General features: G+C 73.6%; 23 protein-coding genes and 1 riboswitch. Of the genes, 2 read left to right on the top strand and 21 right to left on the bottom strand.

Annotation, left to right across the window (positions count from 1 at the left end):
* The 9 genes from ACILRH_RS04030 to ACILRH_RS03990 form a co-directional block, all read right to left on the bottom strand.
* Entirely contained in the window at positions 1 to 855 is an 855-nt protein-coding gene (locus tag ACILRH_RS04030) for an FAD binding domain-containing protein (RefSeq protein ID WP_395690964.1), read from the bottom strand.
* Positions 852 to 3,326 carry a xanthine dehydrogenase family protein molybdopterin-binding subunit gene (locus ACILRH_RS04025; RefSeq protein WP_395690963.1) on the bottom strand — a complete coding sequence of 825 codons (2,475 nt, stop codon included), beginning with the start codon at positions 3,324 to 3,326 and terminating at the stop codon, positions 852 to 854. The genes ACILRH_RS04030 and ACILRH_RS04025 overlap by 4 nt, the downstream gene beginning before the upstream one ends.
* On the bottom strand, positions 3,323 to 3,799 hold the full coding sequence (locus ACILRH_RS04020) for a (2Fe-2S)-binding protein (protein ID WP_395690961.1): 477 nt from the start codon (positions 3,797 to 3,799) through the stop codon (positions 3,323 to 3,325). Before ACILRH_RS04020 ends, ACILRH_RS04025 begins: the two co-directional genes overlap by 4 nt.
* 197 nt (positions 3,800 to 3,996) lie before the next feature.
* Positions 3,997 to 5,376 carry an FAD/NAD(P)-binding protein gene (locus ACILRH_RS04015; RefSeq protein ID WP_395690959.1) on the bottom strand — a complete coding sequence of 460 codons (1,380 nt, stop codon included), beginning with the start codon at positions 5,374 to 5,376 and terminating at the stop codon, positions 3,997 to 3,999.
* Between the two features lie 58 nt (positions 5,377 to 5,434).
* A complete protein-coding gene (locus ACILRH_RS04010) occupies positions 5,435 to 6,151 on the bottom strand; it encodes an SDR family NAD(P)-dependent oxidoreductase (RefSeq protein ID WP_395690958.1) in 717 nt (238 codons plus the stop codon).
* A 32-nt stretch (positions 6,152 to 6,183) separates the two neighbouring features.
* Positions 6,184 to 7,419 carry a transcriptional regulator gene (locus ACILRH_RS04005; protein WP_395690956.1) on the bottom strand — a complete coding sequence of 412 codons (1,236 nt, stop codon included), beginning with the start codon at positions 7,417 to 7,419 and terminating at the stop codon, positions 6,184 to 6,186.
* A 34-nt stretch (positions 7,420 to 7,453) separates the two neighbouring features.
* On the bottom strand, positions 7,454 to 8,632 hold the full coding sequence (locus ACILRH_RS04000; protein ID WP_395690954.1) for an XdhC family protein: 1,179 nt from the start codon (positions 8,630 to 8,632) through the stop codon (positions 7,454 to 7,456).
* A complete protein-coding gene (locus ACILRH_RS03995; RefSeq protein ID WP_395690953.1) occupies positions 8,625 to 9,737 on the bottom strand; it encodes a VWA domain-containing protein in 1,113 nt (370 codons plus the stop codon). The genes ACILRH_RS04000 and ACILRH_RS03995 overlap by 8 nt, the downstream gene beginning before the upstream one ends.
* On the bottom strand, positions 9,734 to 10,609 hold the full coding sequence (locus tag ACILRH_RS03990; protein WP_395690951.1) for an AAA family ATPase: 876 nt from the start codon (positions 10,607 to 10,609) through the stop codon (positions 9,734 to 9,736). Before ACILRH_RS03990 ends, ACILRH_RS03995 begins: the two co-directional genes overlap by 4 nt.
* 62 nt (positions 10,610 to 10,671) lie before the next feature.
* Here ACILRH_RS03990 and ACILRH_RS03985 point away from each other — a divergent pair, with 62 nt between their 5' ends.
* Positions 10,672 to 10,932, top strand: a complete 261-nt coding sequence (locus ACILRH_RS03985; RefSeq protein WP_395690949.1) for a DUF3253 domain-containing protein — start codon at positions 10,672 to 10,674, stop codon at positions 10,930 to 10,932.
* Between the two features lie 262 nt (positions 10,933 to 11,194).
* On the opposite strand, the gene ACILRH_RS03980 is transcribed toward ACILRH_RS03985, so the two are convergent.
* From ACILRH_RS03980 to ACILRH_RS03955, 6 genes are all read right to left on the bottom strand, one after another.
* Positions 11,195 to 11,764: an NTP transferase domain-containing protein gene (locus ACILRH_RS03980; protein ID WP_395690947.1), complete on the bottom strand. Its 570-nt coding sequence runs from the start codon at positions 11,762 to 11,764 to the stop codon at positions 11,195 to 11,197.
* A complete protein-coding gene (locus tag ACILRH_RS03975) occupies positions 11,761 to 12,390 on the bottom strand; it encodes a hypothetical protein (protein ID WP_395690945.1) in 630 nt (209 codons plus the stop codon). The genes ACILRH_RS03980 and ACILRH_RS03975 overlap by 4 nt, the downstream gene beginning before the upstream one ends.
* The gene (locus ACILRH_RS03970; RefSeq protein WP_395690944.1) at positions 12,387 to 12,902 is read right to left on the bottom strand and encodes an RNA polymerase sigma factor; all 516 of its coding nucleotides are present in this window, start codon (positions 12,900 to 12,902) and stop codon (positions 12,387 to 12,389) included. Before ACILRH_RS03970 ends, ACILRH_RS03975 begins: the two co-directional genes overlap by 4 nt.
* Positions 12,903 to 12,923: 21 nt before the next feature.
* Complete coding sequence (locus ACILRH_RS03965; RefSeq protein ID WP_395690943.1) at positions 12,924 to 14,033, bottom strand: hypothetical protein; 1,110 nt, start codon at positions 14,031 to 14,033, stop codon at positions 12,924 to 12,926.
* Between the two features lie 176 nt (positions 14,034 to 14,209).
* Positions 14,210 to 14,929, bottom strand: coding sequence for a hypothetical protein (locus tag ACILRH_RS03960; RefSeq protein ID WP_395690941.1), 720 nt, complete (start codon positions 14,927 to 14,929; stop codon positions 14,210 to 14,212).
* Between the two features lie 136 nt (positions 14,930 to 15,065).
* Complete coding sequence (locus ACILRH_RS03955; RefSeq protein ID WP_395690940.1) at positions 15,066 to 15,614, bottom strand: Uma2 family endonuclease; 549 nt, start codon at positions 15,612 to 15,614, stop codon at positions 15,066 to 15,068.
* Positions 15,615 to 15,756: 142 nt separating this feature from the next.
* On the opposite strand from ACILRH_RS03955, the gene ACILRH_RS03950 reads away from it, so the two are divergent.
* The gene (locus ACILRH_RS03950; RefSeq protein WP_395690938.1) at positions 15,757 to 17,064 is read left to right on the top strand and encodes a DUF2786 domain-containing protein; all 1,308 of its coding nucleotides are present in this window, start codon (positions 15,757 to 15,759) and stop codon (positions 17,062 to 17,064) included.
* A 225-nt stretch (positions 17,065 to 17,289) separates the two neighbouring features.
* On the opposite strand, the gene groL is transcribed toward ACILRH_RS03950, so the two are convergent.
* From groL to lon, 6 genes are all read right to left on the bottom strand, one after another.
* On the bottom strand, positions 17,290 to 18,915 hold the full coding sequence (gene groL, locus ACILRH_RS03945; RefSeq protein WP_395690937.1) for a chaperonin GroEL: 1,626 nt from the start codon (positions 18,913 to 18,915) through the stop codon (positions 17,290 to 17,292).
* A 199-nt stretch (positions 18,916 to 19,114) separates the two neighbouring features.
* Complete coding sequence (locus ACILRH_RS03940; RefSeq protein ID WP_395690935.1) at positions 19,115 to 19,993, bottom strand: RimK family alpha-L-glutamate ligase; 879 nt, start codon at positions 19,991 to 19,993, stop codon at positions 19,115 to 19,117.
* Positions 19,994 to 20,015: 22 nt separating this feature from the next.
* Positions 20,016 to 21,044, bottom strand: a complete 1,029-nt coding sequence (locus ACILRH_RS03935; RefSeq protein ID WP_395690934.1) for a LacI family DNA-binding transcriptional regulator — start codon at positions 21,042 to 21,044, stop codon at positions 20,016 to 20,018.
* 47 nt (positions 21,045 to 21,091) lie between these two features.
* On the bottom strand, positions 21,092 to 21,367 hold the full coding sequence (locus ACILRH_RS03930; RefSeq protein WP_395690932.1) for a MoaD/ThiS family protein: 276 nt from the start codon (positions 21,365 to 21,367) through the stop codon (positions 21,092 to 21,094).
* 61 nt (positions 21,368 to 21,428) lie between these two features.
* On the bottom strand, positions 21,429 to 22,694 hold the full coding sequence (thrC, locus tag ACILRH_RS03925; RefSeq protein ID WP_395690931.1) for a threonine synthase: 1,266 nt from the start codon (positions 22,692 to 22,694) through the stop codon (positions 21,429 to 21,431).
* Positions 22,695 to 22,701: 7 nt separating this feature from the next.
* A riboswitch (SAM riboswitch) is annotated at positions 22,702 to 22,823 on the bottom strand.
* Positions 22,824 to 22,947: 124 nt separating this feature from the next.
* Positions 22,948 to 25,275 (bottom strand): endopeptidase La, encoded by a 2,328-nt coding sequence (gene lon / locus ACILRH_RS03920; protein ID WP_395690929.1) that lies wholly within the window; start codon positions 25,273 to 25,275, stop codon positions 22,948 to 22,950.
* Positions 25,276 to 25,343 lie beyond the last annotated feature (68 nt).

The raw sequence follows: 25,343 nt of genomic DNA, 5'->3' as shown, positions 1-25,343 counted from the left end.
TCAGCCTCCCGCCGCCGCGACGACCGCGCGCCGCGTGAGCACCCGGGCGAGGTGACGGCGGTAGTCGGCCTCGCCGTTGAGGTCCGAGGGCGGGTTGGTGCCCTCGGCGGCCTGCTCGGCCGCGGCGCGTACGCCGTCCTCGGTCGCGGGCTGTCCGGCGAGCGCCGCCTCGGTCGCCCGCGCACGGACCGGGGTCGAGCCCATGTTGGTCAGCCCGACCCTGGCCTCGGCGATGGCGCCGCCCTCGGTGCGCACGGTCGCCGCGACGGCGACGATCGGCCACTGGTGGGCCACCCGGACGAACTTCTCGTAGTGGGCGCCCCAGCCGGTGTGCTTGGGGACCCGCACCTCGGTGAGGATCTCGTCGTCACCGATGGCGGTCTCGAAGAGGTCGACGAAGAAGTCGTCGGCCGCGACCGTGCGGGTGCCGCCGGAGCCCTGGATCACGAACTGCGCCCCCAGGGCGAGCGCCGGCGCCCCGAGGTCCCCTGCCGGGTCGGCGTGGGCGAGCGCGCCTCCGAACGTGCCCCGGTGCCGGATCTGGGCGTCGGCGAGGTGCTCGACCGCCTTGGAGATCAGCGTGGCGTGCTCGGCGACGAGCGGGTCGGAGCCGACGACCGCGTGCGGCGTCATCGCGCCGATCACGATCGCGTCGCCGTCGTCGCGGATGCCACGCAGCGACTCGATCCGGCCGAGGTCGATGATCATCTCCGGCGCGTTGAGCCGCATCCGCAGCACCGGCAGCAGGCTCTGCCCGCCGGCGATGATCTTGGCGTCGTCGCCGTGCTCGGCGAGCGCGGCCAGCGCGTCCTCGACCGACGTCGGGGCGACGTAGTCGAACTGTGCCGGGATCATGCGCCGGCTCCTTCCGTGCTCGAGGTGCCGGGTTCGTCGGCATCGAAGTGCGGCATCGCCGCCCCCTCCGTCGACCCGCCGGCACCGGCGCCCTGGATCGCCTTCCACACGCGCTCGGGGGTGCACGGCATCTGGATGTCGGTGACGCCCATCGGCCGCAGCGCGTCGACGACCGCGTTGACCACGGCCGGCGTCGACGCGATGGTGCCCGCCTCACCGACACCCTTGGTGCCGAGCGTGTTGGTCAGGCTCGGCGAGGTCGTGTGGTCGATCTCGAAGCTGATCGTGTCGGCCGCCGTCGGCAGCAGGTAGTCGACGAACGACCCGGACACCAAGGTGCCGCTGTCGTCGTACACCGCCTCCTCCCACAGCGCCTGCGCGATGCCCTGCACCAGGCCGCCGTGCACCTGCCCGCTGACGATCAGCGGGTTGATGATGTTGCCGATGTCGTCGCAGCAGACGTACTTGCGCATCGTCAGCTCGCCGGTCTCGGTGTCGACCTCCATCGCGCACAGGTGGGTCCCGTGCGGGAAGTTGAAGTTGACCGGGTCGTACGTCGCGTCGGAGTCCAGCGACGGCTCGACGCCGTCGGGGAGGTTGTGGGCGGCGAAGGTCGCGAGCGCGACCTCACCGATCGCCATCCCCTGGTCGGTGCCGCGGACCGAGAACCGGCCGCCGGCGAACTCGATGTCCTCCGGCGACGCCTCGAGCAGGTGCGCCGCGATCGGCTTGGCCTTCTCGATGACCTTGTCGGCCGCCTTCACCAGGGCCTCGCCACCGACGACCAGCGACCGGGACCCGTAGGTGTCCAGCCCCTTGGGCGCGACCTGGGTGTCACCGTGCAGGACCTCGACGTCCTCGAACGCCACCCCGAGCCGGTCGGCGACGATCTGGCTGAACGCCGTCTCGTGGCCCTGGCCGTGCGCCGAGGCGCCGGTGACGACCTCGACCTTGCCGGTCGCCAGCATCCGGACGCTCGCGCTCTCCCAGCCGCCGGCGCCGTAGTCGAGCTGCCCGAGCACCCGCGACGGAGCGAGCCCGCACATCTCGGTGAACGTCGAGACCCCGATGCCCAGCTGCACGCGGTCGCCGGAGGCACGCCGCGCCATCTGCTCGGCCCGCAGCTCGTCGTAGCCCAGCATCTCCTTGGCCCGCGCGGTGGCGGCCTCGTAGTTGCCGGAGTCGTACTCGAGGCCGGCCACCGTGGTGAACGGGAACTCCTCGTGCTTGATCCAGTTCTTCTCCCGGACCTCCAGCGGGTCCACGCCGAGCTCGGCGGCCAGCTCGTCCATCAGCCGCTCGATGGCGTACGTCGCCTCCGGCCGGCCGGCGCCGCGGTAGGCGTCGGTCCAGGTCTTGTTGGTCAGGACCGTCTGCACCGCGAAGTGGTAGGCCGGGAACTTGTAGATCGAGTTGAACATGAACGCGCCGAGCACCGGCACGCCGCCGCCGACGATGGCGACGTACGCCCCGAGGTCGGCGAGCAGCTCGACCTTGAGCCCGGTGACGGTCCCGTCCTTCTCGGCCGCCAGCGTGAGCTTCTGCCACTGGTCGCGGCCGTGGTGGCCCGAGACGAGCGACTCCGAGCGGGTCTCGGTGTACTTGACCGGCTTGCCGATCCGCCGGCCGACCGCCCAGGCGATCCACTCCTCCGGGGTGGCCTGGAGCTTGCCGCCGAAGCCGCCGCCGACGTCGGGGGCGATCACGCGGACCTTGGACTCCGGTACGCCGGTGGTCGCGGCCAGGGCGAAGCGCAGGATGTGCGGGATCTGGGTGGCCGAGTACATGACGTACTGCTCGCCGGTCGGGTCGACCACGACCGAGCGCGGCTCCATGAAGGCGGGGATGAGGCGCTGCTGGCGGTACTCGCGCTCGATGACGATCCCGTCGGTGCGGGCCTTGCTGATGGCGTCCTCGACCGGAGCGCCGGTGCCCGCCTCGCCGGAGTCGAAGACCCACAGCGCGGACTTGTTGGTGCCGAGGTCGGGGTGGGCCAGTGCCGTGTCGGCCGCGGCCTCCTTGAGGTCGAGGGCGGCCGGCAGCTCGTCGTACTCGACGTCGACGAGCTCGGCGGCGTCGCGGGCCTCCGCGGCGCTGCGGGCCACGACGACCGCGACGATCTCGCCGGCGAACGCGACCCGGTCGCTCGGCATCGGGGAGTGCACCGGCGTCACCTGGTCGGGCGTGATCGGCCAGGCGTTGATGCACACGCCGAGCTCCTCGCCGAAGTCGGCGCCGGTCAGCACCGCGACGACGTTGGGCGCCTCCTTCGCGGCGCTGGTGTCGATGCTGACGATGTTCGCGTGGGCGAACGGGCTGCGCACCATCGCCAGGTGCAGCATCCCGGGGAGCTGGATGTTGTCGGTCCAGCGGGTGCGGCCGGTGATCAGCCGCTGGTCCTCCTTGCGGCGCCGGTCGCGGCCGATCTCGCGCTCGACCTCGTCGGCGGGGCGCTCCTGCGTGGCGGTCATGCGTCGGCCCCCTGCGTCTGGGAGGCGGCGTGCTGCACCGCGCGGACGATGTTGTGGTAGCCCGTGCAGCGGCACAGGTTGCCCTCGATGCCGACGCGGATCTCCTCCTCGGTCGGGTGCGGGTTCTCATTGAGGAGGTCGACGCTCTGCATGATCATCCCGGGCGTGCAGAAGCCGCACTGGAGGCCGTGGCACTCCCGGAACGCCTCCTGCACCGGGTGCAGCTGGCCGTCCTTCGCCAGGCCCTCGATGGTGGTCACCTCGCCGCCGTCGGCCTGCACGGCCAGGACATTGCACGACTTCACGCTCGTGCCGTTGAGGTGCACCGTGCACGCACCGCAGTTGCTGGTGTCGCACCCGATGACAGTGCCGGTCTTGCCGAGGCGTTCGCGCAGGTACTGCACGAGCAGCATGCGGGGTTCGACGTCGTCGGAGACGCGCGCTCCGTCGACGGTGAGGCTGATCCGGGTCATGGACTCTCCCTGGAGGGACGTGGGCCTGCTGTGGCGCAGGTCACGCTAGGGAGCACCGGGTTGGTGGAGGGTTGGGTGCAGGCCGTCCGGGCGCGAGGAACGAGCGCCCGGACGTGGCTGTGCCGGTCGAGCGAGCGCACGCCCGAGCCTGCGAGGGCGTGGCCGCGAGTCGAGACCCCGGCGCGTCGGTGCGAGTCTCAGGCGGTCGCGCGGGCCAGCGCGAGGCGGGCGACCTCGGCGGCCTGGGTGCGGATCTCGGGGATCGCGGTGGACTCCCACAGCGTGCCCTTGCGCGGCGGGCCGACCGCGAGCAGGCCGTCGACGACCGCGCCGTCGGCGCCCACGACCTCGCCCGCGGGGGTGGTGTCGATGCCCAGACGCAGCGGGTCGGGGGCGACCAGGCCGCGCGCCTGGAGCGCCTGGAGCAGCGGGTCCTCGCTGCGGCTGACGTCGGTGAGGGGGCCGGTGCAGTTGACGACGGCGTCGGCGACGACCGGTTCCGCCAGCGCGGGGAGCCGCAGCTCGGCGCGGGTGCCGCGGACGTCGGCGTCCGCGATGCCCCCACCGACCACCGTGAGCCGGCCGGCGCGCCGGTAGCCGTCGATGCACTCGGCGACCTCCGGCGCCATCCGGTGGCGCCGGATCTCCCAGTCCCGCACGTAGCGGTCGAGGAACCGGCGGCGCTCCTCGAGCTCGAGGCGGCGCCAGATCGACGGGGTCGGCGCGCGCAGCCCGTCGACCACGTTGCGCCAGTCGACGCCCTGGGCGCGTGCGGCCTCGACCTGCTCCCGCACCAGCAGCGCCAGGCCGTCGGCGGTCAGCGGCCCGTCGGGCACCCGGGTCACCCACGCGGTCGACTGCTGCTCGATGTGGCCGAAGGGCAGCAGCCCGTGTCGGCTCACCATGACCGCCCGGCGGCCGGGGTCCTGCTCGAGCAGCGTGATCACCGTGTCGATGGCGGTCAGCCCGGTGCCGACCACCACCACGTGGGCGTCGGCCGGCAGCGCGCGGAGCGCCCCGAGGTCCCAGGGGTTGGGCAGGTGGCCGGGCAGGCCGGCGAGGTCGGCGCCGGCGACGGTCAGCGACTGCGGCGCCTGGTTGCCGGAGGCCAGCACCACGGTCCCGGCCGTGCTCACCCGGTCGCGCGTGCGCAGCTCGAAGCCCCCGGGCACGGCGACGACGTCGTCCACGCGGCCGGCGCTGATGGTCAGCCGGTGGTCGGCGACCGAGGCCAGCGTGTCCTGCAGGTAGGCGGCGTACTCCATCCGCGGCAGGAAGCCCTGCGGGTCGGGGTCGCGGCCGGCGCGGCGGGCCCAGTCGAGCAGGTCGGAGGGGACGTCGGCGAAGGCGCTCATGTGGCGGGCACGCACGTTGAGCAGGTGCCGCGGGTCGGAGGTGCCGTACGCGATGCCGCGGCCGAGCACCCCGGACGCCTCGTGGACGGTCACGCAGAGCGCGGAGTCCCCGGAGGTGGTGAGCAGCTGCAGGGCGGTCAGCACCCCGCTCGCGCCGCCTCCGACGACGGCGACGCGGTGCCGCTCGGGCACCACGGTCGGCACGGGCTGCTCCACTCTCACCGCTCCCACCATGAGGTAAGTCTAGTGACACAGTCGTCTTGACGCGGCATCGTCGCGGTCACGTCAGCTCGACCACCTCACCGGCCCGTCCGTGGGCGACCAGGTCGACCACCGCCCGGGTGACGGCCTCGGGCGGCACGAGCACCGGGCGCTCGGCGGCGGGGAGGGCAACGACCTGCTCGTGGGCCCGCGGCAGCCCGATCCACCCCGGCACCACCGCCATCACCCGGGCCCGGGCGGCCGTCGCCGGGTCACCGAGCGAGGTGGTGAACCGGACGAGCCCGGCCTTCGCCGCGGCGTACTCCGGCGAGCCGTAGCCCTCCGTGCCCAGGGCGGCGCTCGAGGCGACGTTGACGACCGCGGCCGGGCGGACCGGCCCGCGGCGGTCGTCGAGGCCGGCGAGGAAGAGCTGGGTGAGCAGCATCGGGGCACGCAGGTTGAGGTCGAGGGTGCGCGACCAGGCGTCGTACGGCGCCGCGGGGTACTGCTCGCCGGGCGTCCACCCGCCGGCGTTGTTGACCAGCACGTCGGCGCCACCGAGGTCGCGGGCCCGGGCCGCCAGCGCCCGCAGGTCCGCCTCGACGGTGACGTCGCCACAGCAGGCCCACCCGCCGACCCGGTGCTCGCGCACCAGGCGCACCGTCTGCTCGGCCCCGGCCGGGTCGCGGTCGGCGACCAGGACCGCGGCACCGCGACGGGCCAGCGCCAGCGCGAGCTCGCGGCCCAGGCCGTCGGCGGCGCCGGTGACCAGGGCGAGGCTGTAGCGGATCTCCACCGCGCCCACGGTAGGCGCGGGTCCCGACAGCCTCAGCGCGAGGCCGCGGCGAGCCGGCCCTTGAGCAGCGGCACCGCCGGGTGGGGCACGCCGGCCAGGCGGGCCAGGCAGACCTCGACGACCTCGGTGTCGTACGGCGCCAGCTCGCTGTAGCGGACCACGGCGTCGGGCTCGGGGTCGGCGAGCAGCGCCTCGCGCACGGCGACGGCGACGAACTCGGCCAGCTCGTGGAGGGCGGGCGAGTTCGTGCCGGGCAGCAGGTCGCCGCCGTACGCGTCGACCGCGGCCGCGACCCGGCCGCGACGCAGCAGCCCGAGCACGAGGTCGACGTCGGTGGTCACCGGCATGGTGAGCCGGTAGGGCCGGGACGCGAGCTGGCCCCCGAGGGCGGAGCGGAGGTGGGAGACCTCGGCCTTGAGGGTCGAGAGGGTGACGGCCTGGTCGCCGTAGACGCACGCGTGCAGGCGCTCCAACGACAGGCCCTCGGGATGCATCGCCAGGAGGGCGAGCACCTCGGTCTGCCGGCGGTTGAGCAGCAGCCGCTGGCCGTCGAGCCAGGTCTCGGCCGTGCCGAGCAGCCGCATCACCAGGCCCGGCTCGGACCGCTCGTCGAGGGCACCGGCGACGGGGTGGTGCTGCGAGGCGGGCATGGCCGCCTCGATCAGCCGCGCCATCACGCGGGCCGTGGCCAGCCCGATCGGGTGGGTGCGGTCCCACCTGGTGGAGAGGTCGAGGACGCCCAGGTGCGTGCCCGTCACCGGGTCGTGCAGCGGGGCGGCCCAGCAGACCCAGTTGTGCACGATCGGCGCGTAGTGCTCGGCGCTGAACACCATGGCCGGCTGGGCGAGCCGGTTCGCGAGGTCCAGCGCGTTGGTGCCGACGGACTCGTCGTCCCAGCGCCCACCGGCTACGAAGTTGACGCTCTCGGCCTTGCGGCGCATGACCCGGCCGCCGTACGTCCACAGGATGCGGGTCTGCGGGTCGGTGACCGCGATGACCAGGTCGCCGTCCTCGGCCGTGCGCCGCAGCTCCGCCTCGACCCGCTCCACGGCGGTCTGGAGGGGCGAGCCCTGCCAGTACGACGCCGTCTCGGACTCGTCGGCGAGCGGCGCCTCCTGGACGTCGGGGTCGACCGCAGCCTCCGACCGGGTCCAGCTCGAGAGGATCTCGGGGCGCACGAGGTCGGCCGCCCCGTCGGCGTTCTCGACGAACGTGGACCACGCCCGGACCGCCGCCGCGCGGCGGGCCTGCAGCTCGCTTCGCGCCATGCGAGCGAAGGTAACACCGACCAGGTGACGTGGGTCACAGGTCTCGGTGGATCCGCCCCTCCAGGCCGGCCAGCCGCTCGCCCGACCCGCCCCAGCGGCCGGCGACGATCTCGGCGGCGATGCTGATCGCGGTCTCCTCCGGCGTGCGCGCCCCCAGGTCGAGGCCGATCGGGCTGGAGAGCCGTGCGATCTCGGCGTCGGTGAGGCCGGCCTCGCGCAGCCGCGCGAGCCGGTCGTCGTGGGTGCGGCGCGAGCCCATCGCGCCGACGTACGCGACGTCGGGCAGCCGCAGCGCCACCTCGAGGAGGGGTACGTCGAACTTCGGGTCGTGGGTGAGCACCGTGATCACGGTGCGGGCGTCGACCCGGCCGGCCTCGACCTCGGCGGTCAGGTAGCGGTGCGGCCAGTCGACGACGACCTCGTCGGCCTCGGGGAACCGGGTCGCGGTGGCGAACACCGGGCGGGCGTCGCACACGGTGACGTGGTAGCCGAGGAAGCTGCCGACCCGAGCGACCGCGGCGGCGAAGTCGATCGCGCCGAAGACCAGCATCCGCGGCTTGGGCGCGAAGGCCCACACGAACACGCGCATGCCCTCCCCGCGCCGTTCGCCGTCGGGGCCGTAGGTCAGCGTCGCGCTGTGCCCGGCCGCGAGCAGCCCTAGCGCGTCGTCGTGGACCGCGTCGTCGGCGCGCTGGGAGCCGAGCGCTGGGGTAGTCCCTGACGATCGAGTGGTCCCGACCGGCGTGTCGACCACTCGAAGGTCAGGGACTATCCCGGCGGGCCGCACGACGAGGCGGCGGCCGAGGAGGGCGGGATCGGGGTGCTCGATGACGGTGGCGAGGGCGACCGGGCGGCCGGCGTCGACGTCCGCGGCGATCTCCTCGAGCTCGGGGAACGTCTCGCGGCTGACCTTCTCGACGTAGACGTCGAGGATGCCGCCACAGGTCAGCCCGACGGCGAACGCGTCGTCGTCGGAGACCCCATAGCGCTCCAGAACCGGAACCCCGGACTCGACCACGGCCTGGCCCAGCTCGTAGACCGCGCCCTCGACGCAGCCGCCGGACACCGAGCCCACGGCGGTGCCGTCGGGGCCGACGAGCATCGACGCACCGGGCGGCCGGGGCGCCGACTGGAAGGTCGCGACCACCGTGCCGACCCCGACCGTCTCGCCGGCCCGCCACCACGTCATCAGCTCCGGCAGCACTTCACGCACGGGAGACCACCTCCACCAGGTCCTCGAAGGTCGCCAGGGAGTGCCCGGCGAGGAAGTCGTCGCAGTGCGGGAGGGCGGCGACCACGCCCTGCTGGACCGGCTCGTACCCGGCCTTGCCGCGGTGCGGGTTGACCCACACGACCCGGTGCGCGATCCGCTGCAGCCGGCCCATCTGCTCGCCGAGCAGCGCCGGGTCGCCCCGCTCCCAGCCGTCGCTGAACACCACGACCACCGCGCCGCGCGCCAGGCCCCGCTGCCCCCACCGGTCCAGGAAGAACCGCAGCGTCTCCCCGAGCCGGGTGCCGCCGGACCAGTCCGGCACGGTGGTGCCCGCGGCGACCAGCGCCCGCTCGGGGTCACGCATCCGCATCGCGCGCGTCACGTGGGTGACCCGGGTGCCGACCGTGAACGTCTCGACCGAGGGGCACACCTGGGTGAACCGGTGGGCCAGGCGCAGCAGCGCGTCGGCGTACCCGCTCATCGAGCCGGAGACGTCGACCAGCAGCACCACCCGGCGCGGCCGGGTGCCGCGGCGGCGCCAGGCGATCTCGGCGGGCTCGCCCATCCGCCGCAGCGAGGAGCGCAGGGTGCGCGAGGCGTCGACCTGCCCGCGGTGCCAGCGCTGGTGGCGAGCGGTACGCCGGACCGGTGGCCGCGGTCGCAGGGTCGCGAACAGGCCCGCGACCCGGTGCTTCTCGGCAGCCGAGAGGGCCGCGACGTCCCGGTGCCGCAGCACCTCGACCTCGCTGGCCAGGGCGCGCAGCACCTCCTCGTCGACCTCGCCGCCGGTGCCGCTGCCCTCGTCGAGGGGCAGCGACGCGGCGCTCGGGGTGGCCGGCGGCGCGGCCGGCCGGGGGCGCGGGAGTCCGTCGCGGGCGTCGAAGAACGCGTGGAAGACCTGGTCGTAGCGCTCCAGGTCGTCCGGGCCCGCGCAGAGCGTCGCCCGGCCGGCGAGGTACGTCGACCGCCGGTCGCCGGCGTCGAGTTCTGCGGCCGCGGCGAGGAAGCCCTGGGCCCGGTCCTGGGTCACCGGCACCCCCGCGGCCCGCAGCGCGCGCGTGAACCCGAGGAGCACCTCGTCGGGCTGGCGGACCTGGGTGCTCATGAGCGCAGCATCTGGTCCAGCGCGTGGCGGACCCGCTCGGCGTCCTCGCGGTACTTCACCAGCGCGCCGAGCGTCGCGGCCGCCGCCTCGAGGTCGATCTCGGCGGTGCCGAGGTGGTGGAGCGCCCGGGCCCAGTCGAGGGTCTCGGCCACGCCCGGCGGCTTCTGCAGGTCGTCGCGGCTGCGCAGCCGCTGCACCACCTCGACCACCTGCCGGCGCAGCGCCTCGGACACCTCCGGCGCCCGGCTGCGCAGGATCTCGACCTCCCGCTCGAGGCCGGGGTGCTCGATCCAGTGGTAGAGGCAGCGGCGCTTGAGCGCGTCGTGGAGCTCGCGGGTCCGATTGGAGGTGAGGACCACGAACGGCGGCGTGGCCGCCCGGACCGTGCCGAGCTCGGGGATGGAGACCTGGTAGGTCGACAGCACCTCGAGCAGGAACGCCTCGAACTCGTCGTCGGCGCGGTCGACCTCGTCGACCAGCAGCACCGCCGGGCTCGCCTGCAGCGCCTGGAGCACCGGACGGGCGAGGAGGAACCGGGCGTCGTACAGGCTCTTCTCGGCCTCCTCGACATCGGATCCGGCTCCCGCCGCCTCGAGGGCGCGCAGGTGGAGGATCTGGCGCGGGAAGTCCCAGTCGTAGAGCGCCTGCGTCGCGTCGATGCCCTCGTAGCACTGCAGCCGTACCAGCGGGAGCTCGAGGGTCTCGGCGATCGCCTCGGCCAGGGCGGTCTTGCCGGTGCCGGGCTCGCCCTCGAGCAGCAGCGGTCGCTGCATCCGCAGCGCCAGGAAGGTGACCGTGGCGAGCGCGTCGTCGGCGAGGTAGCCGGTCCCACCGAGGCGCGTGGCCACGGCTGCCGGGGACTCGAGGTCCATGTGACCCAGGCTACGGGGACGGGTGTTGGTCGGAGGTTGGGCGCCGGTGTGACAGTGGGGGGATGGACGAGGTGGACGGGCGGCTCGAGCGGGCCATCCTCGCGCTGCTCGCCGCCCGCCGGCCGGGCGCAACGATCTGCCCCTCCGACGCGGCCCGGGCGGTCGCACCCGACGGCTGGCGGCCGCTGATGGACGCCGCACGCGCCGCCGCCGGCCGGCTCGTGGCCGCCGGCCTGGTCGAGGTCACCCAGGGTGGCCAGGTCGTCGACCTCGCCACCGCCCGGGGGCCGGTCCGGATCCGCCGGGTCGGCGGCCGGCCCTGACCGGCCCACCGGCCGTCCACAGCTCAGAGCGGTGCTCGTGAGGTGCGTCGTTTGGTCACCAACCGCAGGAATTTCGGCCCGGAACCTGCGGTTGGTGACCAAACGTGCCTGTGGACGACCCCGCAGGCGGTGCCCAGGGGTGACGGGCTCCACCGGTCGACGGAGCAGCTCGCGACGTACGACGTTTGGTCACCAACCGCAGAAATTCCGGCCTGAAACCTGCGGTTGGTGACCAAACGTGCCTGTGGACGAACCCGGGGGGTCAGGGAGCGGGCGGAGGGCGGTCGACGTCGTGGCCGGAGGCCAGGTCGCCGCACTCGACGAGGTCGACCGGCCGGGCGGCGAGGTAGCCCCGGGCGCCCTCGTCACCGTCCGCAGCGGCGGCGATGCCCGCCCAGTGGTCGCGGCCGAGGACGACGGGGTGGCCGGCCCGGCCGTCGTAGACGGCGCGGCGCAGGGTGGCCGGCGCCGGCAGCGGGCGGAGGAGGCGGGCCACGACCTCCGCGGTGACGTCGGGGAGGTCGACCAGGGTCAGCACGACCGCGTCGGCGTCGGAGGCGGCGACGGCGCGCAGCCCCGCCCGCAACGAGGCCGACATCCCCTCCGCCCAGTCCGCGGCGACGACGGCGCTGGCGCCGGTGCCCTCGAGCAGGGGCAGCGCCTCCTCCGCGGCCGCGCCGAGCACCACGTCGACCTGGGCGCAGCCGCCGGCGGCGAGGACGCCGACGGCGCGCACCAGCCACGGCTCGCCGTCCGCGCCGCGGACCAGCGCCTTCGGGGTGCCCATCCGCGAGCCGGCGCCCGCGGCGAGCACGAGCCCGTGCACCGTCACCCGAAGGCCTGCTGGTAGAGGTCGGCCAGCTCCGAGCTCCACGGTGCGCTGAAGCCGCACACGGTCACCTGGCCGTCGCTCGCACTCACCAGGTAGCGCCCGCCCGGCTCGAACCGCACCGCCCCGACGAGCTCCTGCAGCTCCTCCGGGGGCGCCTTGACCCGGGCCAGGTCGGTGTCGCCGCCGGCGTACCAGTGGGTCACGTCGAGCGTCACCGTGCCGTCGGTGATCGAGGAGACGGTGCCGTCGAAGGCGACGTCCTGCTGGGCGAGCGTCTCGGCGTTGGGCACCAGGCACTTGGCGGAGTACGCCGCCGCGGCCGGCGCGCCGAGCTCGGTGACCGTCTGCGCGCCGCCGGTGCCGCCCCCGGCGCTCGGGGGCGCCGCCGGGCCGCCGTCCAGGCCGCGCACGGCGAAGACCCCGATGCCGGCGATGATCAGGACCGCCGCCGCGGCGACCAGCCAGGTGAGCGGGCTGCGTCCGTGGGTCCCCGTCTCGCGGGTCTCGGTGGTGGGCTCGGTGCTCATGACGTCCTCCAGGAGTCGGGCCACCCCGTCGGGGTCGGCGGCCGGGAGGGAGGCCGCCGGGTCGGACGCCTGCAGGCGCTGGCGCAGCTCGTCGGTCACGACCGTCTCCCCTCTCTCGACTCCTCATGTCCGGCACCGGCCCTGCTCTTTCGCAGCCGGTCGGACAGCTTCTGCTTCGCCCGGGTCAGGCGGGTGCTCGCGGCGTTGGCACTGATCCCCAGCACGACCGCGATCTCGGCGGGCGTCAGCTGCTCCCACGCCCAGAGGCGGAGCAGCTCGGCCTCCTCCGGCCGCAGCGTCGCCAGCGCCTCGTGCAGCGCGGGGTCCTCGGGGGGCCCGGGATCGGCCGGCTGCGCCATGATCCGGGCCGCGACCCGCTCCTGGCGCCGCGTCGACCGCTCGGCGTTGCGCAGGCAGTTGCGCGCCACGGCGTACACCCAGGGCAGCGGCTCCTCCGGCAGGTCGGCGGCCCGTCGCCAGCAGACGAGCAGCGTCTCGGCGAGCACGTCGTCCGCCGTGGCCGGGTCGGTGCGGCGCGCGAGGAATCGGCGCAGCGGCTCGATCAGCCCCGGCGCGACCTCCTCGAAGCGGTCGCGTCGGCTCTCGTCCACCCCTCCACCCTCACACAGCAGTCAGCCGGTGGCGCACTCCGGCTTCGTCGAGAGGGTCCCGCACCACACGATCTGAGCCCCGCGTTGGTTGTCCGAGGAGCTGTCCATCGGGTGGCTGACCGTCCACTGCAGGGTCGACGTCGCCTCGTGGAACTCCGTCGAGGCGAAGGTCTGTTCGAGGCCGAGGCTGAGGTGCGCGACCCGTCCGGCCGGCATCGCACCCATCTCGCACCGGATCTCGACGACGAGGTTCGGCTTCGGGGTGACCGTCGTCGTCTCGCACTGGTCCAGCGGCGGCGCCGACGGGAAGGTGCCCGGGATCTGGGTCGTCGACTCGCTGAGGTTCACCAGGTCCGAGATGCCGCCCACCCGCACCTTGAAGATGCCGCCCTTGATCACACCGGACGGCCCCTTGTTGGTCAGGCTGAGGTTGACGACCGCGTGCACCTGGGTCGCCGCCGGGTAGTACTTCGTCGTCGGCACCGACGCATCGACCAGGGACAGGTCGGCATCGAGGTCGCCGAAGAGCCGGAACACCACGCCCGTCAGGTCCGCCGACGACGTGTTGCACCTCTTCTGCTTCTTCGGGAGAGGACCGCGCACGACGGTCACGGCCACCGTGTTGTTGCCGTCGGTGAATCGCTTGAGCACCTTCGGGCCCAGCACGATCGACGGTCCGGAGTAGGGCGTGCCCGTGAGCTTCCCCTGCGTGACCGTGGCCCCGTTGAGTGCGAGCTTGAACGTCTTGAACGGGGTCGGCACGCTGAACGGGAAGACGGGGGCGATCGTGAAGGTCGCCTTCGTCGGCCGACCGGGGAGCCGCAGCGTGCGCCGGAACGTCACGGTCTGCGCCGCGGCCGTGCACCGGGAGGCCCACACCACGGTGTCCGGGTCGGCCTTGCCGGGGGGCTTGCTCAGCGGGTTGCTGCTGGCGTCTGGCGTGAGCTCGCGCGCACCCGACCAGGCCTTGTTGGAGCTGGCCCAGAAGCGCTCGCCGGTGCCCTGGAGGTACGGCGGCGCGGGGCTCGCGGTGCTCAGGTCGGCGTCAGCCGCCGGCGCGAACACCGTGAGGAGGAGGGCCACGGCGGCGGCCAGGGCGCCCGCCCGCCGCGAGCGCCGAGCCGGTCGCATGCTCGACCGTACGTCGCCGGACGTCGTGGGGCCAGGTCTCGGCGAAGATCTTTGCCGTCCGGCCCGTCGGCGGGTGAGGACCTCCCTCCTCGAGTGGGCACGACGGCACGGCTGCTCGCGGCGCCCGTCAGACGCCGGCCCTCGGCGGGCATCGCCGATGCCGCTGTCCGGTCGGCTCAGGTGTGCACCTGATAGCCGATGATGCGGAGCTGGCTGCAGGTGTCGTTGCCGGAGTCCGCGTCGCGGAGCAGCGAGAACCCGAGGTAGCCGCCCGGGGACACCGCGTCGGCGAACCGGAAGGTGAACACGTGCACCTGCCCGTCGTCGACCGGGAAGTCGAGCTGGCCGATGCTGCTGGTGGTCCCCGGGAAGTACCACGCGCCGTTGCTCACCGCGGAGGCCGGCCCGACCTCGCCGTGCAGCCCGGTCAGCGAGACGTAGGCGGAGCAGGACGTGTTGGTCAGCTCCTGCACGACCAGGTCCAGGGTGATCGGCCTCGAGGCCTGGTGGGTGGGCGGCACGATGAAGGACACCCGCGCCTCGCCGGTCCCGGTGCCGGAGAGGGTCGGCCCGTTCTCGGTCTGCGCGGCGGTGCCGCTGACCCCGGCCGACTGCGGTGGGATCGACATGGTCGCGACCTGCGCGAGCGTCGCGCCGCCCAGACGGGCGCTGTCGGGCACCCGGCCGTTCTTGTCGGTCGCGACCAGCTTGCCGGCCCGGGACGCCGCCGAGGTGGCAGCCTTCACCGCCAGCAGCCCGCCGACCCTCCGCGCGTTCTCGGCGTCGTACCTCGCCTTCGCCCAGGCACCACCACCGACCAGTGCCCCCGCGGCGACCAGCGCGATGGTCACCAGGGCCACCTGCCACGCCGTCGGCCGCAGCGTCCGCTCGCTCATCACGTCCCCCGTTCGCCGGCCCACCGACGGTCGGCGGACCTGGGAGCACTCTCCCGGGATGCACGCGGAGGATGCCTGACCCGATCGGGCTGGCCCGTCCCCACCTGCCGACCCCAGTCCGCGCGGACCCGGGCGCTCAGCCGACCAGCTCGGACGGCCGCACCTGCAGCGCATACGGCTGGTCGAGCCCGACGGTCTCCTCGCCCGCGACGACCACCACCTCGTCGTACCGGCCGTCGACGAGCTGCCACACGGTGAGGGACGGGACCTCGGGGTCGACCGCCCAGTACGACGCGACCCCGGCCCGCTCGAACGCCGCGCGCTTGAGCTCGAGGTCGATCAGCCTGGTGCTGGGCGAGAGCACCTCGACCGCGAGCACGGGGAGACCGGCCATCGTCCGGCCCGCCAGCGCGGTGCGCGGCGCGACCAGGAGGTCCGGCTGGAGGACCGTGACGTCGGAGACCGTCACGTCCAGGGGCGCGAGCATCACCTCGAGGTCGTCCGGGCAGGCTGCCCGCAGGAGCAGGTGGAGGTTGCCGACGACACGTTGATGGGGGACCGCTGGGGACGGCGTCACGATGAGGGCTCCGTCGATGAGCTCGTACCGGTGCCCGTCATCGGGCATCTGCTCGAGATCGGCTGCCGTCAGCGGCCGTCCCTGCGGCAGCCCGGTCGCAGCCGTCATGGCAGTCATCGTGCCTCCTGGGGACTCGCGGCTCAACCACGCCGTCAGGATGCCCCGCGGCGACGCGCCCATCGCACGCTCATCCACAGGCAGGCTCCGGGCGGCCGCGACCAGGGGGCACGGCGACCTAGGGTTCCGCCGCATGGGGAAGAACAGCCAGAACCGTAGGGAGCGGCGGCGCAGGAGTCCCGCCGGCGGCGGACCCACGGACCGGACCGGCCCGGAGGCCTCGCAGCACGACCCCCGGCGCGCGGAGTCGGCGTGGATCGTCGCCGCCGTCCTCCGCGACGCCCACCCCGCGGACCGGCGCCGGGCGCGCGAGGAGCTCGACCGGCTGCCGTGGTCGGTCGTGCTGTCCGCCGCCGAGCACCTGATGTCCAACCAGGTCGCCACGCTGTGGGCGAGCGGCTGGCAGCCCGCCGAGCTCTTCCGCCAGGCCAGGATCGGCCGACGCTGCACCGGGACCGCGACGGTCCTCGAGGCGGCGATCGCCGTCGACTGCGCCCGGCGGCTGGCCCGCGGGGAGCAGCTCCATCCGTCCTGGCGACAGCAGGCGGAGGAGGTCGGCGGTCGGGAGCCCGACGTGGCCGACGGGTGGCTTCCCCGCCTGCTTGCGACGCTCGGCCTCACGGCCGCCGAGGAGCGCACCGCGGTCACCGAGGCGCTCCCGGCGCTCTACCACCTGCCGCCCCTCGACGTGCTGGTCCCGCCACCCGGTGCGGCCGCTGCCGCGCGGCCTCGGACGCGGGAGTCGACCGCGGACCCCGTGCTCCGGCGGGTCCGCAGCCTGCTCGCGAAGGCCGAGTCGACCGAGTTCGTGGCCGAGGCGATCGCGCTGACCGCCAAGGCCCAGGAGCTGATCACCCGCCATGCCATCGACACGGCGCTGCTGGACGGTGCGGCGGGCACTGCCGCCGAGCCGACGATGGTGCGGGTGCCGGTCGACCCGCCGTACGCCGACGCCAAGTCGCTCCTGCTCCAGACCGTCGCGGCCGCCAGTCGCTGCCGCACGCTGTTCAGCGCGCAACTGGGCCACTCGACGGTGGTCGGGTTCGAGGCCGACCTCGCGGCGGTCGAGGTGCTCTTCACGTCGCTGCTGGTCCAGGCGCAGCAGGGGTTGGCCGCGGCCGCCCGGTCGGCCCCTCCGGGCACCCGCCCGCGCCGCCCGTCCTTCCGCTCGGCGTTCCTCGTGGCCTTCGCCATCCGCATCGGGGAGCGACTGGACGAGGTCAACCAGCACGTCGTCGGTGCCGCCGCTGCCGAGTCCACCGAGCTCCTCCCGGTGCTCGCCTCGCGACGGGAGGCGGTCGACGACCTGGTCGCCGCCCGGTGCGGCGAGGTCCGCCACGGTACCGTGCGCGGCGGGCACGACCCCGCCGGCTGGGCCAGCGGCCGGATCGCGGCCGACCAGGCCCGGCTGACCGCCGGCGACCTCTCCGGCGGCGACTGACCGTCGGCGCCCCAGCCCCGCGGCGACCCCGGACATGCCGAACGGCCCCGGTCCGCTGGGGACCGGGGCCGCTCGAGGTGCTGGGTGGTGCGTGGTTCTTGTGCTGCGACAGGGACTGGGTCTCGATATGCGCCGCGCGTCCGGGCTCCGCCCGTCCGCGCCGGCGCTACTCGACCTTGCACCCGGCTTGGTCCGGGCTAGCGAGCTAGCCCGGACCAGGGGTGCTCAGAAGTCCATGCCGCCCATGCCGCCGTCGCCGCCCGGCATGGCCGGGGCCTTCTCGGGCTTGTCGGCGACGACCGCCTCGGTGGTGAGGAAGAGCGCCGCGATGGAGGCGGCGTTCTGCAGAGCGCTGCGGGTCACCTTGGCCGGGTCGATGATGCCCTCGGCGATCATGTCGACGTACTCGCCGGTCGCGGCGTTCAGGCCGTGGCCCGACTCGAGGTTCTTGACCTTCTCCGCCACGACGCCGCCCTCGAGGCCGGCGTTGACCGCGATCTGCTTGAGCGGGGCCTCGGTGGCGACGCGGACGATGTTCGCGCCCACGGCCTCGTCACCGACGAGCTCGAGCTTGTCGAACGCCGTCGCCGACGCCTGCACCAGGGCGACGCCGCCACCGGCGACGATGCCCTCCTCGACGGCAGCCTTCGCGTTGCGCACGGCGTCCTCGATGCGGTGCTTGCGCTCCTTGAGCTCGACCTCGGTGGCCGCGCCGACCTTGATGACGGCCACGCCGCCGGCCAGCTTGGCGAGGCGCTCCTGGAGCTTCTCGCGGTCGTAGTCGGAGTCCGACTTCTCGATCTCGGCGCGGATCTGGTTCACCCGGCCGGCGATCTGGTCGGCGTCGCCCGCACCCTCGACGATCGTGGTCTCGTCCTTGGTGATGACGACCTTGCGGGCCTGGCCCAGCAGCGCCACGTCGGCGTTCTCGAGCTTGAGGCCGACCTCCTCGGAGATGACCTGGCCACCGGTCAGGATCGCGATGTCCTGCAGCATGGCCTTGCGGCGGTCACCGAAGCCCGGGGCCTTGACGGCGACGGACTTGAAGGTGCCGCGGATCTTGTTGACGACCAGCGTCGAGAGGGCCTCGCCGTCGACGTCCTCGGCGAGGATCAGCAGCGGCTTGCCGGACTGCATGACCTTCTCCAGCACCGGCAGCAGGTCCTTGACCGAGGAGACCTTCTGGTTCGCGATCAGGATGTAGGGGTCATCGAGGACCGTCTCCATCCGCTCCGGGTCGGTGACGAAGTACGCCGAGATGTAGCCCTTGTCGAAGCGCATGCCCTCGGTGAGCTCGAGGTCGAGCCCGAAGGTGTTCGACTCCTCGACGGTGATGACGCCTTCCTTGCCGACCTTGTCCATCGCCTCGGCGATGATCTCGCCGACGGTGGTGTCGGCGGCGGAGATCGACGCGGTGGACGCGATCTGCTCCTTGGTCTCGACGTCCTTGGCCATGCCGAGCAGCTGCTCGGACACGGCGGCGACGGCGGCCTCGATGCCGCGCTTGAGACCCATCGGGTTCGCGCCGGCCGCGACGTTGCGCAGACCCTCGCGGACCATCGCCTGGGCGAGGACGGTCGCGGTCGTCGTGCCGTCACCGGCGACGTCGTCGGTCTTCTTCGCGACCTCCTTGACCAGCTCGGCGCCGATCTTCTCGTAGGGGTCCTCGAGCTCGATCTCCTTGGCGATGCTCACGCCGTCGTTGGTGATCGTGGGGGCGCCCCACTTCTTCTCGAGGACGACGTTGCGGCCCTTCGGGCCGAGGGTGACCTTCACGGCGTCGGCCAGGGTGTTCATACCCCGCTCGAGCCCGCGCCGGGCCTCCTCGTCGAATGCAATCAGCTTCGGCATGACTCCTGCGATCCTTCGCATGTCAGAGTTCGTGGATCCGGGTCGGCGGGCTGCCCGCGACGGACGGCCCCCACTGGCCCGGCGAACCCTTTCTCGCCGGCGTGCGGGACCTCAGCTGGCGCCGCTCCGGTTTGTCACTCTCCGGGGGAGAGTGCCAGCGTCATGTTTAGCACTCGACCAGGGCGAGTGCAAGAAAGTGTCACCAGGTGTGCGGGTACGCGCGGGCGGCGATCGCCTCCGCGAACGGCAGCGCGTTGAGCGGCAGCACGTCGAGGTAGAGCCCGGGCTCGGTCAGCTCGACCTCGCTCACCACGAGCCGGCCCCGGAACTGCATCATGTCCACGCGCGCGTAGACGATCTCCTGGTGGAGCAGGTCCACGACGGTCGCGACGGCCTCGGCGGCCAGGGACGCCGCCTTCTCGGTGAGCTCCACCGAGCGCGAGGTGCCGCCGAACTGCTCGTGCACGCGGATGTCGGTGCGGCTGGGCAGCTTCTGGACCTGGGAGACCGGGCGGCCGGCGATGACGAACACCGACGTCTCGCCGTAGTGGTGGATCGTGTCGACCAGGGGCTGCACGACCCAGGGGCCGAGGTGGGCGCCGGGCTGCGGCAGCCAGACCTTCCCGTCGGCGACCACCTCCAGCCCGCGCCCGCCGGCGGCGACCCACGGCTTCACCACGGAGAGGCCGAAGCCGTCCGCGGCCTTGCGCACGTCGAACACCGTCTCGGCGGTCACCGTCGGGATCACGGGGAGACCGACCCGCTGGAGGTCGGTCAGGTAGCGCTTGTCGGTGTTCCACCGGAAGACCTCGACGCCGTTGAGCAGCGCCGGTCCGACCCCGGAGGCCCAGCCCAGGAACTCCCCGAGTCGGCTGTCGTAGTCCCAGGTGGACCGGACGGCGACCACCTCGGCCATGCCCCAGTCGACGCTCAGGTCGTCCCAGAGCACCCATCGGCTGGCCAGCCCGTGCGCCGCGAGGGCAGCGTCGAGCGCCGCGTGACCCGGCTCGCCGTCGGCCCACTCCTTGCAGGTCGCGAGCAGGACCAGCGGGACCTCGGCCTCGCCGCGCTGCTCCATTGCGGAGATGGTAGGTGCTGGCTCAGGCGCTGTCGCGCACTACGAGCCGGGTGGGCAGCATCCGACCCGGCAGGTCTCGACCAGCCGAGGCCATGGTCTCGAGCAGCATCGCGACCATCTCGCGGCCCATCTGGTCGGCCGACTGCCGCACCGTGGTGAGCGCCGGACTCGTCGACCGGGCGACCGGCGCGTCCTCGAAACCGACCACCGCGACGTCCTCGGGGACCCGGCGCCCCGCCGCCCGGAGCGCCTGGAGGGCGCCCACCGCCATCAGGTCGTCGGCGCAGAACACCGCGTCCAGGTCGGGGGCGCTCCGCAGCAGCGCGGCCATCGCGACCGCACCGCTGGCCTGCCCGAAGTCACCACGCTCGACCAGTCGCTCGTCGAGCGCCTGCCCGGCAGCGGTCAGCGCCTCGACGTACCCCTGGAACCGCGCCCGGCCGGCGACCATGTCGGCGGGGCCGGCGATGGTCGCGATCCGGTGCCGGCCCGCCGCCAGGAGGTGGCCCACCGCCAGGGCCGCGCCCTGGGCGTTGTCGACGTCGACCCAGCCCGCGGTCACGCCCTCCGAGGGCCGCCCACCGACGACGACCGGGACGCCGTGCTCGCGCAGCCGGGCGAGCAGGTGGTCGTCGTCGTGCAACGAGAGCAGCAGCACCCCGTCGACGTGCTGGCGGGTGAGGAAGCCCTCGAGGGCCTGCCGGCGCTCGGGGTGCTGGGCGAGCAGGAGCACCAGCTGGCGGTCCGCCTCGGCGAGCGCGGCGCCGATCCCGCGGACGATGCCGGCGAAGAACGGCTCGCCGAACACCCGCTCCTCCGACTCCGCGATCACCAGCGCCACCGTGTCGGTGCGCCGCCGGACCAGGGCGCGGGCCGCGGCGTTGGGCACGTAGCCGAGCTCGGCGACCGCCTCCTCCACCGCCCGGCGGGCGTGCGCGGAGACCTTCGGGCTGCCGTTGATGACCCGCGACGCCGTCCCGCGGCCCACGCCGGCGCGCGCGGCCACCTGCTCCAGCGTCGGTCGGCCGGCCGCGGTCGGCGTCGTGCTCATGGCGCCAGTATCGCCGTACCGGACCCCCGCCGCCCGGCGAGCCGGGATCAGCCGCCGGCGACCGCCGGGATGACCGAGATCTGGGTGCCGTCCGGCGTGGGGGTGGCCAGGTTGTCGAGGAAGCGCACGTCGTCGTTGCCGACGTAGACGTTGACGAAGCGGCGCAGCTCGCCGGAGTCGTCGACGATCCGTCCCTTGATCCCGCTGTAGCTGCTGTCGAGGTCGTCGAGCACCTCGGCCAGGGTCGCGCCGGTGGCGCTCACCTCGGAGTCACCACCGGTGTAGGTGCGCAGGATGGTCGGGATCCGGACGGAGACGGACATGAACCCTCTTTTCGATGGTCGAGTGCCCGTCGCGAGGGACGAGCGACGGGTGTATCGAGACTCAGGCGATGCCGGTGGCGGCGAAGGCGGCGTACGACGGCGCGATGGTCGCGGCGGGCGCGACCGAGCCCGAGACCGCGTCGAGGGTCTTCAGGCCGTGACCGGTGTTGATGACCACGGTCTCCAGCGCGGTGTCGAGCTGGCCGGTCTCGACCAGCTTCCTCAGCACCGCGACGGTGGTGCCACCGGCGGTCTCGGTGAAGATGCCCTCGGTGCGGGCCAGCAGCACGATCCCGTCCCGGACCTCGTCGTCGGTCACGTCCTCGACGGCCCCGCCGGTCTCCCGGCAGATGTCGAGGACGTAGATGCCGTCGGCGGGGTTGCCGATGGCCAGGCTCTTGGCGATGGTGTCCGGCTTGACCGGGCGGATCGCGTCCACGCCGGCCTTGTAGGCGACCGAGACCGGCGAGCACCCCTGCGCCTGCGCCCCGAAGACCCGGTAGGGCTTGTCCTCGACCAGTCCGAGCGCGATCAGCTCCTGGAACGCCTTGTGCACCTTGGTCAGCTGCGAGCCGCTCGCGACCGGGATGACGATCTGGTCGGGCAACCGCCAGCCGAGCTGCTCGGCGATCTCGTAGCCGAGCGTCTTGGAGCCCTCGGCGTAGTAGGGCCGGACGTTGACGTTCACGAACGCCCAGCCGTCCTCCTCCCCGGCGATCTCCGAGGCGAGCTTGTTGACGTCGTCGTAGTTGCCCTCGACCGCGACCAGGGAGTCGGTGAAGACCGCGGAGTTGACCTGCTTGGGCTGCTCGAGGTTGCTCGGGATGAGGACCACGGTCTTGATCCCGGCGCGGGCGCCGGCCGCCGCGACGGCGTTGGCGAGGTTGCCGGTCGACGGGCAGGCGAACACCTTCGAGCCGAACTCACGGGCTGCGCTGAGCGCACACGCGACCACGCGGTCCTTGAAGGAGTTGGTCGGGTTGGTCGAGTCGTCCTTGACCCACAGCTTCGCCAGCCCGAGCTCGGCGGCCAGGTTCTGCGCCGGCAGGAGCCGGGTGAACCCGGGCTCGGTGTTGGGGCTGGTCTCGATGTCGTCGGGCACCGGCAGCAGCGCCTTGTAGCGCCAGATGTTGCGGGGCCCGGCCTCGATCTGCTCGCGGGTGACCCGCGGGAAGTCGTAGGCGATCTCCAGCGGGCCGAAGCACTCCGGACACGCGTAGTGCGGTCCGAGGTCGACCCGGTGGCCGCACTCGCGGCAGGACAGGGCGGTCGCGTGGCCGAACGCGCCGGCGCGGAGGGCCGGCCGCTCGAGGGTGGGTGCGCTCACGAGTTCCTCCTCATCTTTCCGGGGCGGCTCTCGCACCGGACGGATTTGGCACCAGGTCCCGCTCGCAGGTGCGAGCGGCGGTTGCCGGGACGTCGTCGGGCCGTTTCCCTCAGTCCCTCTGGATGAGCAGGAGCAACACTACGTCGCACGTCTCAGCATGTGCACACCGCATCCGCATGCTGGACGGGGATAGTCCCTGACGTTCTCGCCCCCGATCGGGCTCGAGAAGGACTCGAACGTCAGGGACTATCCCTCAGGCGGCCTCGGAGGTGGCCGCGGCCGGGGCGGCCAGGGCCCCGCGTACGACGTCGAGCACGTCGCCCACGAGGTGCACGGTGAGCGCGGCGAGCACGTCGGCGGGGACGTCGTCGAGGTCGGGCTCGTTGCGCTGCGGCACGAACACCTCGGTGAGGCCGGCCCGCTGGGCGGCGAGCAGCTTCTGCTTCAGCCCACCGATCGGCAGCACCCGGCCGCCCAGGGTGACCTCGCCGGTCATGCCGACCTCCGAGCGCACCGGGCGCCCGGTCGCGAGCGAGGTGAGCGCGGTGACCATGGTGATCCCGGCCGACGGACCGTCCTTGGGCACCGCGCCCGCGGGGACGTGCACGTGGATCGCCCGCTCCAGCACCGCCGGGTCGACGCCGAGCTCAGCCGCGTGGGAGCGGACGAACGACAGCGCGATCTGCGCGGACTCCTTCATCACCTCGCCCAGCTGACCGGTCAGGGTCAGCCCCGCGGCACCGTCGGCCGCGGAGGCCTCGATGAAGAGCACGTCACCGCCGAGGCCGGTCACGGCCAGCCCGGTCGCCACGCCGGGCACCGACGTGCGCTCGGCCGACTCCGGGGTGAACCGCGGCCGGCCGACGAGCTCCTTGAGGTCGCCCACCCCGATGTCGACGTGGGTCTCGCCGGTCGCGAGCCGGGTCGCCGCCTTGCGCAGTGCCTTGGCCAGCAGCCGCTCGAGCTGGCGTACGCCGGCCTCGCGGGTGTGGTTCGCCGCCAGCTCGCGCAGCGCGTCGTCCGACACGGTCACCTCGTCAGCGGTCAGCGCCGCCCGCTCCAGCTGCCGGGGCAGCAGGAAGTCGCGGGCGATGGCGACCTTGTCGTCCTCGGTGTAGCCGTCCAGCGTCACCAGCTCCATCCGGTCCAGCAGCGCCGACGGGATCTGCTCGACCACGTTGGCGGTGGCGATGAACAAGACGTCGGAGAGGTCCAGGTCGAGCTCAAGGTAGTGGTCGCGGAACGTGTGGTTCTGTGCTGGGTCGAGCACCTCGAGCAGCGCCGCGGCCGGGTCGCCGCGATAGTCCGAGCCGACCTTGTCGACCTCGTCGAGCAGCACGACCGGGTTCATCGAGCCGGCCTCCCTGATCGCGCGCACGACGCGGCCGGGGAGCGCACCGACGTACGTCCGCCGGTGGCCGCGGATCTCGGCCTCGTCGCGCACGCCGCCGAGCGCGACCCGCACGAAGCGCCGGCCGAGCGCCCGGGCGACGGACTCGCCGAGGGAGGTCTTGCCGACGCCGGGAGGGCCGGCGAGCAGGATGACGGCGCCGGAGCCACGGCCGCCGACGACCTGCAGGCCGCGCTCGGCGCGCCGCGCCCGGACCGCGAGGTGCTCGACGATCCGGTCCTTGACCTCGTCCAGGCCGTGGTGGTCTGCGTCGAGCACGGCGCGCGCGCCGACGACGTCGGTGGAGTCCTCGGTCGTGACGGCCCACGGCAGCTCGAGCACGGTGTCCAGCCACGTGCGGATCCAGGCGGCCTCGGGGTTCTGCTCGCTGGAGCGCTCGAGCTTGTCGACCTCCTTCAGCGCGGCGGCCCGCACGTGCTCGGGCAGCTCGGCCGCCTCGACCCGTGACCGGTAGTCCTCGGCGCCCTCGGGCTCGCCCTCGCCGAGCTCCTTGCGGATCGCGGCGAGCTGCTGGCGCAGCAGGTACTCCCGCTGCTGCTTCTCCATCCCCTCGCGCACGTCCTCGCCGATCTTGTCGGTGAGCTCGGCCTCGGCGAGGTGGTCGCGGGTCCAGCCGACCAGCTTCTCCAGCCGCGACTCGACGTCGGGGTCCTCGAGCAGCTCGCGCTTGCGGTCCACCGAGAGGTACGGCGCCCAGCCGGCCGCGTCCGCGAAGGCGGACGGGTCGGTCATCTGGTGCACGGTGTCGATGACCTGCCACGCCTCGCGGCGCTGGAGCACGGCGACGACCAGCCGCCGGTACTCCTCCGCGAGCTCGCGGGCCCGGTCGCTGACGTGCTCGGTGACCGGGTCGACCTCGACCCAGAGGGCGGCACCGGGGCCGGGGACCCCGCTGCCGATGCGGGCGCGGGCGCCCGCTTTGAGGACGGCGGCCGGCGAGCCGCCCTGGCCGCCCACGCGGGGGGTGTGGCCGAGGCGCTCGACGGTCGCCACGACGCCGTACGACGCGTAGCGGTCCTCGAGGCGCGGCGCGACCAGGACCTCGCCGTCGCTGCCGGCCCGGGCCGCGTCGATCGCGGCGCGGGCGGCGTCGTCGAGCTCCAGCGGCACGATCATGCCGGGGAGCACCACCAGGTCGGTGACCAGGAGAACGGGGAGCTTGAGTGACATGCCCCGACAACGCGCGGCGCCGGAGCGGTGTTCCGGAGACCGTCTCCCGTTCGCTGAGGGAGAACAGC

Source organism: Nocardioides sp., assembly GCF_044226765.1.
Taxonomy (GTDB): Bacteria; Actinomycetota; Actinomycetes; order Propionibacteriales; family Nocardioidaceae; genus Nocardioides.
This window is presented reverse-complemented; position numbering and strand designations above follow the sequence as displayed.